At 45.4% G+C, this 16,319-nt stretch carries 4 protein-coding genes; all 4 read left to right on the forward strand.

The window, feature by feature from the left end; all coding sequences use genetic code 11:
- Positions 1 to 55: 55 nt before the first annotated feature.
- The 4 genes from ACQEXT_RS00900 to ACQEXT_RS00915 all read left to right on the forward strand — a co-directional run bounded on the left by ACQEXT_RS00900 (position 56) and on the right by ACQEXT_RS00915 (position 16,281).
- Positions 56 to 523, forward strand: a complete 468-nt coding sequence (locus ACQEXT_RS00900) for a DM13 domain-containing protein (protein ID WP_426950200.1) — start codon at positions 56 to 58, stop codon at positions 521 to 523.
- A gap of 262 nt (positions 524 to 785) precedes the next feature.
- A complete protein-coding gene (locus ACQEXT_RS00905) occupies positions 786 to 11,795 on the forward strand; it encodes a DUF11 domain-containing protein (protein ID WP_426950202.1) in 11,010 nt (3,669 codons plus the stop codon).
- Between the two features lie 46 nt (positions 11,796 to 11,841).
- Positions 11,842 to 15,375 (forward strand): hypothetical protein, encoded by a 3,534-nt coding sequence (locus ACQEXT_RS00910; protein ID WP_426950204.1) that lies wholly within the window; start codon positions 11,842 to 11,844, stop codon positions 15,373 to 15,375.
- A 15-nt stretch (positions 15,376 to 15,390) separates the two neighbouring features.
- Positions 15,391 to 16,281, forward strand: a complete 891-nt coding sequence (locus ACQEXT_RS00915; RefSeq protein ID WP_426950296.1) for an OmpA family protein — start codon at positions 15,391 to 15,393, stop codon at positions 16,279 to 16,281.
- Positions 16,282 to 16,319 lie beyond the last annotated feature (38 nt).

Here is a 16,319-nt window from a genome sequence, read left to right on the forward strand (position 1 = left end):
ATTTCATTAAAGATCATATACATTTATAGCAGTAATTTTTCAAGTGAGTGTCAGGATGAAAAGGATATTGCTGCTGCTAACACACACGATGTGTATCGCATTGGGCTTCGCATTAGGAATTTATGCGTTGCCCATTCTCACTCAACCCCCATCTCCTACGATGCAGAAGGTGCAAAGTATCACCACGCAGGCTATCTATACTGCGAGTTTTCAAAAAGATCGCAAAGATAGTGATTTTTTACATTGGGGAGAAGGTTCACTTTCCATCAGCCAAGATGAAGTTGCCTTTGTTGGCGAGTTGGCTCCTGGGCCCGACTACAAGTTATATTTTTCGCCAACCTTTATTGAAACCGAAGCAGATTTTTTAGCGCAAAAAGAACAGATGGTTCAGGTTGGTGATGTCAAAAGTTTCGATCGCTTTACTGTCACTCTTCCAACAGGGTTTGATGCGGCTAAATACGACACCGTTATCATCTGGTGTGAAAGCTTTGACCAGTTTATTACGTCGGCAAGATATAGATAACTATTATGTAGGATATTTCTGAATAATAGGCTTTAAAGGTATCTCAAATTTGAGTATTTGATATTTTTTACACTCAATAGATGCTTTCTGACAGTGCAGTGACAACCGATGACCGTTCAAAACAATAATGCGTAGCTTGCTCAACCGCTGCTAATCAAAAAATAAAACAATCGCGATAGCAGTAATTAGACAATGGGATGAAACCGTTTTGCTAAACCAGATTCCTTCAAAACTGTATTCTTTAATCACAGTGTTATTGGCAATGTTTTCTATACAAGCCTTTGCGGCAGATATAGAAGTTGTTGTTACACCCGCAAGTTCGACATACGAAAATGGTCAGTTGATTGATTATTATGTCACCGTAAAAAATACTACTGCGAAAACATTCCGTGACGTAGAAGTGGAAGACCTTGTCTGGGATACACAGACCGACACCGAGTCTGGCCGTGGTAAAGCGTTTAGTTCAGTCACAATTACGGCTTCAAATAGTTGGGGGTCAAACCCTGGTTCGTTTACCAGCAGTGATTCGAATCTGTCGGTATCTGATGCAAAGTTATTCCCATTCGGTAGCAACGATTATGTCATCCAAGCCAAAGTGAGTGATGATGCGATCGGTAAAATAGAACTAGGCAAAACCACGGTTAGAGCAGACGTTGATGGCGATGGTAGCGCAGAAGTGTTTGTACCGAGTATGGCGAGTGTTTTTAACCCAGTTCCTTACCAATATGAACTGGCGCTCTCGGCAGATAAAGATGAGTACCTCGTCGGTGATTCACTGACTTATACCCTCACGGTGACCAACACAGGCAGTTATCGAGTTCAAGGTCTTGATATCAATCAAGCGTTCGAATCACTGGCTGTCGAGCATAGCAACGGAGCTACTTCATCTCCGTTTAGTAATGTCACCATCAGTGGTAAAACAACCGGTAGTGGCAGTGAACTTGGTACTTTTGCTACGAGCGGTGATCTGGCGGTTACAGATGCAAAGATTGTGGTAGGAGGCAAGCTGACCTATACCGTTACAACGACGGTAGCTAACGATCTTGTTGGAGACATCGTCACTTCAGCAACAGCGCATACCAAAGAAGGCAATATTGAAAGTGATGAGCAAATCACCCCTCCAGCTCAGCCCATAGTTAGTATTGAACATACACTCAATAATGTATCGCCATATCTGGTTAGTTCAGAGCGTGTCTTTACTGTTAAAGTTAGCAACCGCGGTCAAGGCATTGCTTACGGCTATCATGTTAAACACAATATCAAACAACTGATCACTGACTTAGGTTTAGGTAACAACTTACAACCTGAGCACAATAGCAGCGACTTATCTGGTAATCCATTCGCTCAGTGGAGTGTTGAGGTGACCGATATTGGTGGCAATTCTCTTTCCAAGTATAAAGACCTCGGCTCTCAATCAGATGTAGATTTTGATGATCAAGTTTCTATTTACCCAAATGAAAGTATCACTTATCAGCTTAAAGCGAGTATTTCTCCCGTCGCGATCGGTGAGATAAAAGGGGCTAATGCGGCGATATTCAACGCTGATGGTGCGCTTGAGCAAGACGCGCAAATCAGCAATATATTTGCTGCAGAGCGAACGCTCAATGTTTCTGACTCTGAAATTAAGATCGTTAAAACGACCAGAGAGTCTGAGTATATCCCGGGCAATACCGTTGAATATGAGATTAAAGTTTCCAACTCTTCGTCAAAATATTTCGCTAACGATCTGCAAATCGTCGATGACTTAACTTGTGTTACCACAGATATGGCTGCTGGTGCAGGTCAGGGGCAGGCTTTCAAACGTTGGAAGCTGGAACCTATCAGCGCAGAAGATAATCAAGGTACCGATCATGGCCAATATAGCTATGGCTCGTGGACCAGTTCTCCAGTGACAGTGTCACCAGATATTGCACCTGGTAAGTTCGTGACTTACAAGCTTACTGCTGAAGTCAACGACTCGAGCGTGGGTCTGATTCTCGATGATAACCCTGCGTGTAGTGATAACGTGATAGAAGAAGGTTCGGGTGTGCAGATGCCTGAGGATAACCTTCGTGCGAGTAAAGATGTTGATTCACGTTACTACTCTTCAGGTGATACGCTAACTTACACTATTCGTGTTGATAATGACGGCGATGGTTTTGCAGACCAAGTGCATGTTATGGATGCCATCGATAAGCTAGAAACTGTCGACATCTTTGGCAATACGATTACTGCATTCGATAGTTGGACTATTACCGCACAAGCGTATAAAGAAAACGGTTCACCATCAACGGCATCAGACACAGGCATCAGTGGTAGTGTGAGCAGTCCTGACATTCTGGATGTAAAAGCAACGATTGAGCCGCGCGGTTACGTCATCTACACCATTGAAGCTAAGACCAATCCATTGGCGAATGGTCATATTCAGAACAGCGTGACAGTGGATGATTCCGTCTATGCTGACCGAGGTTCGGATCCTCGAGATTTCAATATTAATCTGATCAAAGAAGTAAAAACAAACAACGATGCGAACTTCCATACCGATCAAACCAGCTATTCCAAAATGGAAAACCAGATCACCTATCGTCTGCGTGTTATCAATGCGAAAGGGAATGGTTATGCCACTAATGTAAAAGTCAAAGATAGCATTTCGACGATTGAGGCTGGCCTACTTGAACCAGACAACGTTTCGAAAAAAGTCTTCTCTTCTTGGACGATCAGTGCAGAGATTATTTCGGATGATCCACTGCTAAACGGCAATAGTACTTTCACCAAGGTCGGGACTTTTGAAGATAACAAAGATCTTGATACCGTCGCCCAGATTGCGCCAAACGTTGAGGTTGTTTACACCATTACTGCTCAGATCGATCGCAGCAATGGTGACGAAATTATCTATAAGCGTATAGACAACAGTGCCGTAGTTGAAACTCCAGATTCAGACTCTCAGTCAGGGATGCAAGATGCTGCTGTGGTTTATCCAAAAGCGCCCAATGTTGTCGTAGTAAAAACCACCAAAGAGAATGAGTTTGTTCCGGGACAGTGGGTAGAGTTTGATGTCACGGTTTATAACCGTGGTGCAGGTTACGCGAATGAAGTGCGAGTCACTGATGATATCGCGGGTATGAATGCGTTTTCGGAATGGACAATACAAGCCATCACAGATAAGAATAACTCTCCTTTTAAAACAGGTAGTTATCCCGATGTTAAGTCGAACTACCCCAACAACGGTAACATAGATACCCGTATTGATATTGACCCTCAAACGGTTCAGGGGATGGGTTTTGTTACCTATAAAATTCGCGGTTTAGTTAAAAATGACTACAGCAAAGATGAAATTTCTAACACGGTAGAGATCCACGACCCAGTCAATAATCTTGACCAATCCGCGACCGCCGAAATTGGTGACAGTGGCGATGCAAAACTGAACGTGTCTATCCTAAAAACTGCCGACGTGAGTCGTTTCACGCCGGGACAGGATGTGACCTACTTTATCTATTTACAGAACAACAGCGATAACACGGCAGACAACCTGAAACTTGTTGATCCAATTAAGGAAATTAAGTCGGTACTTGCCAACAAGAAGAACAATCAGTTTGAAGAGTATGAAGACCAATCTCCATTTGAATACTGGGAGTTTGATTACGGTGACGGTGCCGGTTGGCAAGGTCAAACTACAGAAGATCTTGTCTATCCGCCAGGCAGTGTTAGCAGTTCGTTTTCTCTAGCAGCCGGCGAGACGCGTACTGTTAAGATCAAAGCTCGAGTCAAAGACAACGTGGTTGGTTCTCGTAATTCAGTAGGGATATTAGAGCCTATCATCGCCAACAACGCCTATATCTTCCGTGATTACAAACAAGTCTCGGAGGTGTCGCATGTGTCGCACCATGAAATGGAACGAGTGGATAGTGGTGGCACAACGACTCGTGAACTATTGGTCAATGGTAAGAAGAGTGCGTTTTATGCACCAGGTGATACGCTGACTTATAAAGTAAAAGTCAGTTCTGACCGTGGTTATTTCAATAACCACCGTGTGGCTGAAAACATTAAGGGAGTAAGCGTTCTGCTTTTAGATGGAACGAATGCTAACCCGTTTAATGACACCTTCTCTGTCGCAGTTGAAAAAGAAGACAGCGATGGTGGCGATGGCACAACGGACGGCACCCTAGATGGTGTAGTTAAGGACAATGAAAACATCACGACAACCATAGACGTTGCAGGTGGAGATTATGTTCTTTATACCGTCGAAGGCGTAGTACGTGACGATGCCGTTGGGGATATCACTATTGGTGGAATTACGGTTGAACCGTACGACTACCATCTAGCGTTTACTAAAACAGTCGAGCAGAAAAACTATCAACCTGGTGCTGAGCTGACTTACCATCTTACGATCAAAAATGATGGTAAGGGCGGAGCATACAATATTCCAGTTGTCGACACACTTTCGACTATCAAAGTGAGTTTGCTTGATGGTAGCGAAGGCGTTGCCTTTCCAGAAGGTTGGACGATAGAATCTAAGGTTGTTGGTGGCAATCCGCATGCTGAAGTTGATCTCGATAAAACCATTGCAAATAACCAAGATATAAATACGCATGCTTCAATTCCGGCTGGTGAAACGGTTGAGTATGTTGTTCGTGCTAAAGTTAATACCAATGCGGTAGGTAATATTGTCAACTTGCTCAAGGTCGACGGTGACACAGTGAGTGCTGAGTCGAAAGCCGACACTGAGAAATATGACTTTGAGAAGCATGTGACCAAAATATACGATGTTGACGGTAGCACCGAGCTCTCGGGTGGATACACACCTGGTGGTTACATCGAGTATCAGATCCTGCTCAAAAACAAAAACAATGTTCACTTACAAGACATTGCCATCTTTGATGATATTCAGGGAATCTCAACCGAATATTTCGATGGCACAACAGGTCCAGCATTTACGAGTTGGACGATCAATACCGACGTTGATGGTTCATCGCTGTCAAACGCGGGTTCTGTCGCCAACAACACCAATATAGATACGGTGTTTGACCTCGCTGCGAGCAGTTTTGACCCTTCAGGCACCTTCGTTAAGTACACGATTAAGGCGCATGTGTCGGATAAAGCGGTCGGATCCATCCAAAATACTGCTAAGGTTGATGGTAAGCATAATCTCCCGTCAGAGAGGGTAGATATGCTGCCAGCCAATGTTCAAAAACTGCATAAATCCTACACGGATGCTAGTTATGCAACGCAAAAGGGAACCTACAACCATACTGTTGATGGGCAGAAAGTGGTTTACCGTCTGCGTCTTGAAAACAAAGGTAAGGGTACTGAGTACAACGCGAATCTGAGTGAAGAGTTTAGCAAGCTGAAATCAAAGCTCGCTCAAATTGCCGCAGGTCAACCAGACAACCAGCAGGGCGTGGTTTACCAACCAGCTACTTGGCTTGTCTCGGTTGCAAAATCTGATGAAGTGACGACCGATATTGGTTCATTCGTAGGTGGCACCGATGTGGATATTGATATTCCTAAGTTGTCGATTGCCGCCAATGGTTGGATTGATATTAAGATGGAATCCCAGATCCGCGATGATGCAGTGACTGCGGTGACCATTCAGCCTAAATACAATGGTGTTGGGTTTGGTAAGTCGCAAATCAATCCAGAAACATCGAATCTAGATGTCAGCAAAGAGATTGTATCGATTGGTGGTAGACCCTATTCGAACGGCGATACATATAAACCGGGCGAAGAAGTCATTTATCAGTTTACTGTCACCAATACAACGCCAGTGTGGCGTGACAATGCCGTACTGCGTGACCTATTGTCGAACATTACCGTAGAAGTGCTCGGTGGCAATGTTACCCAAGCATTGTTGGACACTGAAATCACGCATACGATTTCTACAGGTTTAGATGGTGACATCGATACCTATCTACCTCCGTATGACAAAACAGGTGATCTCGACATCGTCGCAGATATTGCACCGAAAGAAGAGATTCAGTTCTTGATCAAGGGCACTATCAGACCAGACGCACTGGGTACCATTGACGCGAACCAAGCAACGGGCGGTAATCACCAAATCGCAACACCAGAGATACCTCCAGTGGCTCCTGATCTCGTGTTCGAAAAACTGGTTACCAATACCACTGCGGATGGCAGTAGTTGTAGCTTCCCATCGAACAGTGGCAGCGGTTGTGAATACAACCCAGGTGGTCAGGTGAGTTACACCATTACGGTCGAAAACCGTGGTGAAGGTATTGCCAATGACGTTGCGATTATCGATAAGCTCAATGCCATTAGTACATCGACTGGTGCCAAAGCATTCAGTGGACTTTCGACCACCATCATTGAACAACCTAGTAGCGATCGTTTCTTTATTTCTGGTAACTACTCAGGCAATAAGCCTCTTGATGCCACTTTCGACCTAATGCCAGGCGATAAAGTCGTGTTTGGTCTGATAGGTATTGTCGATGCCGATGCGACCGGTACCATCACTAACATTGCGAAAGTTGACAGTCAGGACTCGAACTCAATAGTACTTGGCCAAGGTGACGCCGATATTATCGCGGCTAAGTCGACTGATACTCCAAGTTATACGCCAGGTGGTGAAGTGCGTTATACCATGTACGTTGCCAACCGAGCCGATTCGAATGCAGATGTGCGTGTTCAAGATGAGATTTCGAAATTTACGGTACTGACCGCTGATGGTTCAATGCAGACCGCACTTAAATCTTGGACGACTAACGCAACGTTTGTGTCGAATATCAGCGCTGCGCACAACGATGCGAGTACCATTCAGACCAGCGGCGATATTGATGCCGTCGTCAAATTAGGTGCGGCCGGTACCGAGCCGACAGTGCTTAAAATCGAAGTGGTAGGTCAAGTTAGAGACGATGCGATTGGTAAGTTTGGTAACACGCTATACATCGACAGCAAACAGTACGATTTACAGCAGCATTTTATCTATCCTCAGCAAGGTGCTCTGACCGTCACGAAACAAGCTTCACTATCTCCAGCGCTTTATGCGCCTGGTGATTCGATTGGCTTTGATATTGTGATTGAGAATACCGGCGCGGGTTATCTGCAAAATCTTCATGTTGAAGATATCGCGTCAAGTATCCGAGCGGATGTCGTGGACAGTTTATTGCCAGGTCGAGTGTTCAACTCATGGGATAGTGCAACCAGCTCGATCACCATCGTAGATCCTTCGGCAAGCAAAACAATTGTGATTGACCAATCGGCTTTTGATGCACCGGATGGGTTTAGTGGTGATTTCAATCTCGCACCCGGCTCTCAGATTCAGCTTCATCTTGAAGGCACAGTGAATAGCAATGTGATCGGGGCCATTACTAACCAAGTGAATGTCACCGCTGATGACGTCGACGGGGCTAACGATACGGCAACGTATTTGCCGATGGATGCGGAAGTGACCGTGTCGAAAACCGTCGATAAGAGTGTTTATCAGGCGCAAGATACCCTAACTTATACGCTAGTGTTGACCAATACACAGCGAGTATGGGCGACCGATGTGAAGGTTACGGACTTAGTTGATCGTATCAGTGCGGAAACGATCTACGGCAGTACGATATCAGTATTTGACCCAGCAACGATTGATATTAGCGCCGTCTCTTCCAATGGAAACACCAGTTTGCCAGCACTATCGGGTAACTATATCGACAACACCATTGATATTGCGCCGCAAGACATTGTGACGATTACGATCAAAGGGAAACTCAAGCCTGAAATCATAGGCGAAGTGCGAAACGTCGTTCAGCTTGAATACGATGGTAAGACGCTTGAAGATGAAGCGATCAGTACGCCACTGACTCCAACGATTGAAGTCACAAAAGAGCCGCTCGATCCACTTTATACTCCGGGAACGGTTAACGGCTTTGAAATCAAAATCGTCAATAAGGATGCTGCCTTTGCCAATGACATAGTGCTGGAAGATTTGATTTCTGCGGTCATGGTATCGACAGCCGATGGCGTTGACCGACAAGCATTTAGTCGCTGGACAGTCAGTTCCTCCGCTAACGATCCAATGACATCGGTGGATAAACGCAGTTACGCTTGGAACAGCGATATTAACGCGACGATTGACTTAGCGCCGAATGATACGATTACGTTTACGATTCAAGGCGAAGTCGATGCCAAAGCGATAGGTGATATCGTCAACACCGCCAAGGTGGCGTACGATGGCAAAAACTTTGAGCCGAGTGCCACGATTAAGCCTAAGCCAGCAGATATATCGGTGACGAAAATCGCAGACCAAGAATTCTATCAGGCCGGGCAGAGTGCACAGTTTGTCGTAACCATCACCAATGGCGGAGAAGGTTTCGCCAATGATGTGATCATCAAAGACATCATGAACGATGTCTTGGTCACTTTGGTTGATGGTTCGAACGGCACGGCATTTGAATCATGGACAGTGGAGACACAGTTGAGTGATGTCACTTCATCACTGACGTCTGTGCCTAGCGGCAACAATCCTGATATCGATACTATTGCAGACATTGCACCGAATAGCACGGTGACCTTTACGATAAATGGTACGGTCAACCGTTATGCAACGACGGATATTATCAACCAGGTAAGTGTGGAGTTTTCTGGTCAGCCAACGTTAAATGCAGAGGCGATCATCAAGCACCGCCCAGTATCTCTGACATTGGAAAAATACGTTGGTGAAACTGGAACTGAGACAGAAATGGCTTATGAACCGGGTAAAGAGTCTGTTTTCCGTGTCATTGTTGCTAACCAGAACGAGGCCTTTGTGGCTGGCATTCAACTGAAAGATCTCCTTGATTCAATGGTAGTGGATACCGTGAATGGGGCAAAAGAAGCTGCGTTTTCTAGTTGGAACATTGAAGTCAACAAAGGCAACGAGCTGACGACGATTTCCCCAGATCCTAGCGGAGACAACAAACAGGTGGATGCGGTCGTCAATCTCGCGCCAAACGACACTCTTGAGCTGGTGATTAAAGGCACAGTGAATGAGTTTGCTAACGGGCAGATTGATAACAAAGCATCGATGGTAATCAACAACAGTGGTCGCCCACAGCGTTCGACTGCCGTTGCAAGCCTTATCCCTGAACCAGATAACGTCGTGATCAGTGAATCAGCGGACAACCCAATCTATAAGGCAGGTCAAGCTGCGACATTCCGCATCACGCTATTTAACGACAGTAAAGGTTTTGCCAACGATATCGTGTTGAGAAATGCGATTTCTAGGATGAAAGTTCCGACTAAACCGGACTTAACCAGCGGTGATCGTGAAGTTGTTAATGCCTTTACCGATTGGGACATCACTGCGACAAGCACCGACCCTAGAACCAACATTAATGTGGGTACATTGGCTGCCAATGATGACATTAATATCTCGGGTGATATTGCTCCGGGGGACACGGTTGAAATCGCGATCACGGGTACCACAGATGCTCGTGCTATGGGTGAAATTATCAACACAACGCATAAGATCGACGAGTCTCAATCTGCAACGCCGTCAACACGAAATGTGTCGGTTGAAACCGTCAGTGCGATGATCACTCCTCAAGCTGTCAGCTTTGCAATCGACAAAACCACAGATAAAGGTGAGAACGCTGAGTACACCAATGATGATTCAGAGCTGACTTACATTCTTCGTGTGAGCAATGAAGGATCGGCGACCATTTCTGGTGCACAAATGGTGGATGAAATCACTAAGCTGGTGGGGGCGAACGGCAATGCCTTATTTACTACTTGGAAAGGAACGATTGAAGAGTGGCCGAGTGGTCAGAAGAAAGGCGAGTTTACCGATAAAGATCTGATGCTTCCCGATGGAGCGCTTTCACTCGATCTGTTGCCTTACATGGGTAATGGCTATGTGATTAAGATTACCGGTGAATTGAACAAAGGTTTGGATGACAACATCACCAATACCTTTACTGTCACTGACCCTGCGACCGGCATTTCTGCATCGGATGATGTCACTATTCACGTCAAGAAGTTTGCTGACAATGAAGGTGAGTTACTGGTGACCAAAGAAGCGCTGAAAACAGATGCGCAGGTCGGCGACGTTGTTGAGTATGAAGTGACCATCATCAACAACAACGAATCAGAATTTAAGAACGTTAAGCTAGTGGATCGTTACCCATCAGGCTTCGCTTATGTTGCTGGTTCCACAGAGATCACCAATAGCGGTCCTGATGGTCAATTTGATACCAATGATGATGTCATCAACACGGATGATCCAGCTGTCACGAGCACGCTTACCTTTAATGTTGGTGATATGTTGGCCTATGGCGGTGCTGACAAGACCATCACGGAGCAAGTTCGTATTCGTTACCTACTGCGTGTGACTGTTGGCGCAACATTCGGCAAGTACGTCAACTCAGCGGTGGCAATGGCGCCACCTGAAGGTCAGGTGACGGGCGCTTTGGAAGAGAAATCAAACACAGCCACCGCGACGGTTGAAGTCATGCCAGATAAGGTATTCGACACGGCTTCTATCATAGGTAAAGTGTTTGAAGATCATAACAAAGATGGTTTCCAAGCTGATGCAACCGCATTCGAAGTACAGTTGTCTGCGAACGTCAGTGACAAAGATTATATTGCCAACACCACAGTGATGATTCGTGATGGCAAAGAGCATCATCTTAAAGACCGCAGTCATACAAGAGGTGAGCATACGGGTAATGTCTATGGCGTGCAGGCTAATCAGGCTAGCGAATTTAAGTATAACTATGAGCATGCGGTCGAATCGAAAAAACAGTCTACGCAGTTTGATTCGGCATTAGTGGCTGGTTATGAGATAGACGAGCTATATGGGATGTCTAAAAACCGTACCTTACCATCGAGCAACAAGGTGAGTTTCCAGCTTGAGACGAAGACCAAAGAGGGATTCAGCTTTAGCGTCATTACTGAGTCTGGAACGCGCCTAGTGTTTGATCGAGAGGGCAATATTAGTTCGAGCCATGTTGGAGATAAGCAACAGGGGTTATCTGCTGAAAATCTTGATGTAACCAGAAACCTATACAAAGATGGTGATCACTACTTATGGGAAATCGTCATAGAAAACAAAGGGATCTATGAGGATGGCATCCCTGGTGTAAGACTACTCACAGTAGAGGGTATTGTGATCGAAACGGATCAGTACGGTCGCTACCATGTACCAGATCAGTGGGTTCTAGATAAAAAAGGTAAGAACTTCTTGGTGAAGGTTGATACCGATTCATTGCCGACAGGCATGAAAGTCATCAGCGAAAACCCAAGAGTACAACGGATCTCTCCCAACAAACTGACCAAGTTTAACTTCAGTGTCTCGGTAGAGGACAAAGAGTAATCGTGAATAACTATAACGACAAACAGACGCGATTGGCGGAACAATTATGAATAAATTCAAAATGACTCGTTTGGCAGTGAGTATTATGGCAGCCATTCCCATTATGGCAGTGGCAAAAGATACCAGTCAGTTGGAGAAAATCGATACAGATACCACGGGTATTGAGGTCGAAGTTCATCAACAGGAAGACAGCTCACGCATCTACCTCGAAGAGGGCGCTATTTGGGCTAGCCGAGATATTACCCGTTTTGAACCAGTACTCGATGTAAGTGTGAGTGATGAGCTAGAAATTAAAGAGGGACAGTTATCTGACAAGGTTAACTTTACCGTCAGCTCAAACTACAGCTACTACATGCAACGGTATCAAATAGAGATTTTCCGTGGTCAAGACCGCAGCCTATCTCAGCCGATTAAGGTCATCGAAGGTACTGAGGTTGCGAACGATATTGATATTAGTTGGGATGGCTCGACCGACGCTGATTATGCATTCGAAGTCGGCAACCAGCTGCAATTCAGGTTCAAAGCTTGGGATAAAGACGGCAACATGGACATCACGACTATCGGTGTGATTGACCTAGTACGCCCAGATTCCGAAGTGGATATCGATCGTAATCAGAGCGAAGAACAATTGGCGCGAAGTTTTGGTCGTGCGCAGCTAATGCGTCATAACATCCCGACCAATTCGGGGTTGGCTAAGTTTATTGGTACCGGGCTTAAAGGTGTCGATAAAGTGGTGATTGGAGAAGATGAATTCGAAGTTGAAGATGGGGAGCTATACGCCGAGCAGTTCTTGCCTGCTGACGCCTATATTTTTCCAACCAAGGTCATCTTTGACAATGGCGATGAGCGCCGCTATCAGTTGTACGTGCGTATTCCAGATACCTACTACGCACAGGCAGGTTTGGCCGATATGTATATTGGTAAAAACCGCGTAACGGGTGATACCGGAGCACTGGGTGTCAATGACCAATATCAGGATGATGTTTACAACCAAGGACGTATTGCCTACTTCAGTCAGGGTAAGTTCGGCGATAAGTTACGTTTAACCACGCACTTTGATAGTAAAGATGGACAGATCAAAGACATCTTCAAGCATCCATTTGCTGCGGAAGACTCGTCTGTCTTCGACATTCTCGAAGACGATGATGAACTTTACTATGGTGATTACGGCGATGGAGCCAACATCCACAAGGTGGTGAACACTAAAGGTAAAGTCTACTTCGATCTTGAGTACGATAAGTCTCGGGTATTGTGGGGTAACTACAACACTGGACTGACTGGCACCGACAACAATGACTACAACCGTAGCTTGTATGGTTTTAAAGGAGATTATCGTACCCGTTCTACCACTAAGTATGGCGAAGATAGACTCAATATTGTTGGCTTCGCTGCGTCAGCAGACTCCTCTTTTGCTCATGATGAATTCCTCGGTACAGGGGGGTCACTTTACTTCCTACGTCATGGTGAGTTAGTCCCAGGCAGTGACAAAGTCTATGTCAAAGTCGTCAATAAGGACTCGGGTATATCAGAGCGAGAAGTACCACTTCAATCAGGCCGAGACTATGAAATCGACCCATATCAGGGCCGAATCATCTTGATGCGACCTCTGAACAACATCATTTCAGATAGCTTTGGCAGCGTGATTGATGACACACCAACAGACGGTTTTGAAAACTATCTTGCGGTCGATTATGAGTACGTGCCAAGAGGCTCCGACGTTAAGGATTCATTGACTTACGGTGGTCGGGCTAAGGGCTGGGTAAACGACTACATTGGTATTGGAGTCAACTACGCAACTGAAGAGCGAGATGGTCAGAACTATCAGGCTTCGGGAACGGATCTGACGCTACGCGCAACAGAAGGGACATACATCAAAGCGGAATGGGCACACAGCGAGGGCCGTCAGACGGATTCAAACTTTGTCTCTTTTGATGGTGGTTTAACCTTTACCCCAGTGGGTGAAGACTTTGATGAGCGTAAAGGTGACTCGATACAGGTTAAAGGTGTTGCAAGCTTATACGACATTGCTCCGAACATTTTTGGTGCAGTGGGGAACGATGTTAAGGCTTGGTACAAATCGAAAGATGCGGGTTACAGCTATGCCAGCCAAAGTGACGATTTAGAGCAATTGTCATACGGAACCGAGTTGCGTTTACAAGCCTCCGATCGACTGAGCTTTGCGACGCGCTATACCTCGATTGAAGAGACAGAGCTCGATGGTACTAAGCAAACCGATACTCAGCAGGCTGAGCTTGAAGCTCAGTTTAAGCTGACTGATCACGTTAAAGTTTCGGCAGCAGCAAAACAAGTCGACGAGCTGAATCGTGAAAACGTAAAGGGTAAGGGTACCCTAGCGGGCTTAAGAGCTGACTATATCTGGGACAGTGACAACAGCGTATATATTAAAGGCCAGTCTACGGTAGATAAGACGGCTCAGTATGACGATAACGACAGTGTCTCTGTGGGTGCTGAGTTCCGAGTGTTTGATGATCTTTCATTGGGAGCGGAATACACCACAGGTGATCGCGGTGATGCGACAGAGGCAACCGCAAGTTACGACATCACAGAGAACTACACCACCTATGTAACTTATACGGACGATAACTACGAAGGGCAAAATAACGTTGTTGTAGGGCAGCGTGCCGATTTGACATCCAATATCGATTTCTATCAGGAAAATCAGTTTGTTAATGAGAACAACGGCAAAGGGCAGATTGACTCCTTTGGCTTTGGTTACGATATGAGTGACGACATTGATTTTGGTATCGGTTACCAGCAGGGTGAGATTGAGAAGAAAAACGACGTCGATCCGAGCAAACTAGAAATCACGGAACGTAAAGCGGTGACGTTCACCGCCAATATGGATATTGACGATGTTAACCTCAAGCATAAGATTGAGTACCGTGTTGATAAAGGCAACGAAAATGTCGATGTCAATAAGCGTAGGGTGGATCAGTTTGTTACGACCAACCGATACACTCAGAACTTAACCGAAGAATATACCTTGTTCGGCAAATTCAACTATTCGAAATCGATCAGTAAAGAGACCGATGAAACATTAGAGCGCTTCGTTGAAGCAACAGGTGGCCTAGCGTATCGTCCTATCTATAATGATCGATTAAATCTGCTTAGCCGCTATACCTATATTGCCGACAAAGATAATCTCGATCGGGATGTCGATTACAGCAATGAAGAGTCACATATCATCGAAGTGGAAGGTATCTACTCGGTAAACGCCAAAGTCGATGTCGGTGCTAAATACGCGCACAAAGATAAGAAAGAGGATTTTGAGCGTGCTTCTGGGAGCGTAGAAACGGTCGAAAGCAACATCAACCTATATGGTCTAAGCGCGTCCTACCATGTCATTAAAGAGTGGGATGTGACGGGCGAATATCACTGGAAAACCGATACGCTCAATGATGAACTTGAGCACGGTGCACTTGTTTCAGTGAACAAACATCTTTCTGACAACTTTAAAGTTGGTATTGGCTATAACTTCTCTGGCTTTGACAGTAACTTAGCCAACGATGATGACTACAATGCCAAGGGTGTCTTTATCAACCTTGTTGGTAAGTTATAGAGGATTAGCATGACAATGAAACTCAACACGCTCTTTGCTGTAGGTATGGTAATGGGGTTGGCCGCGTGCTCTACCGATACCTATGTAAGTAAAGAAAACATAGACAAGTTTGGTGATCCGCAGGTAGAGAAGTTCTTGATTCGAGAGTGTATTGTGCCAGAGCGAGACATACGAATTGCCATGGCTTCCCATTTTGATTTCGACAAATCAGAGTTGAAACAACAGGATAAAGCATCAATCGACCAACTGATCTCAAGCATTGGTAAACTGCATGGTCAGATTGCGATTGTCGGCCATACTGATTATCAAGGCTCGGATGATTACAACGTTAAACTGTCACTGCGTCGGGCTGAAGCGGTAAAAGCTTACATGCAAACTCAATTAGACCCCTCTCGCTACGATTGGGAGGTGAAGTACTACGGCGAGTCTAAGCCACTGGTTGAGGGGACGACAAAGCAGGCGAATGCCGAAAACCGTCGTGCGTATATTGTGTTTGAACAGACACAAACCCAGCAGGAAAATGCGTTTTGTCAGCCTCCACAACCAGAGCGCAAAGTCTTTGTCGCCATGACCTCTCATTTTGACTTTGATAAGGCGCAGCTGAATCCAGCCGATAAAATCTCATTGGATGAGTTTGCGAACAATTTAACTGGCTTAAATGGGCGAGTATTGATTGCCGGGCATACCGACTATCAAGGCTCAATCAGTTACAATGAGCAGCTCGCGCAGCGCAGAGCAGAATCGGTCATGCAATATTTGCAGACTAAGCTAGACCCAAGCCAATTTGTGTGGGAAGTTAAGTCTTTTGGTGAGTTGAACCCAGTCACTCAAGAGCAGAACCTAGATGCCAATGCTCTGAATAGACGTGCGTTTGTCGTATTCAAAGAGGGTGAGTTACCCAAGTAACTCATTCAATAAAACCAACTATTTAAAGGGGCACATTG

Source organism: Vibrio sp. TRT 29B02 (assembly GCF_050113655.1).
GTDB lineage: Bacteria > Pseudomonadota > Gammaproteobacteria > Enterobacterales > Vibrionaceae > Vibrio.

What these genes read in the sequence shown, in the direction of transcription:
- ACQEXT_RS00900 (WP_426950200.1), top strand. Translation starts at nt 56, where the DNA reads ATGAAAAGGATATTGCTGCTGCTAACACACACGATGTGTATCGCATTG.
- ACQEXT_RS00905 (WP_426950202.1), top strand. Translation starts at nt 786, where the DNA reads ATGTTTTCTATACAAGCCTTTGCGGCAGATATAGAAGTTGTTGTTACA.
- ACQEXT_RS00910 (WP_426950204.1), top strand. Translation starts at nt 11,842, where the DNA reads ATGAATAAATTCAAAATGACTCGTTTGGCAGTGAGTATTATGGCAGCC.
- ACQEXT_RS00915 (WP_426950296.1), top strand. Translation starts at nt 15,391, where the DNA reads ATGAAACTCAACACGCTCTTTGCTGTAGGTATGGTAATGGGGTTGGCC.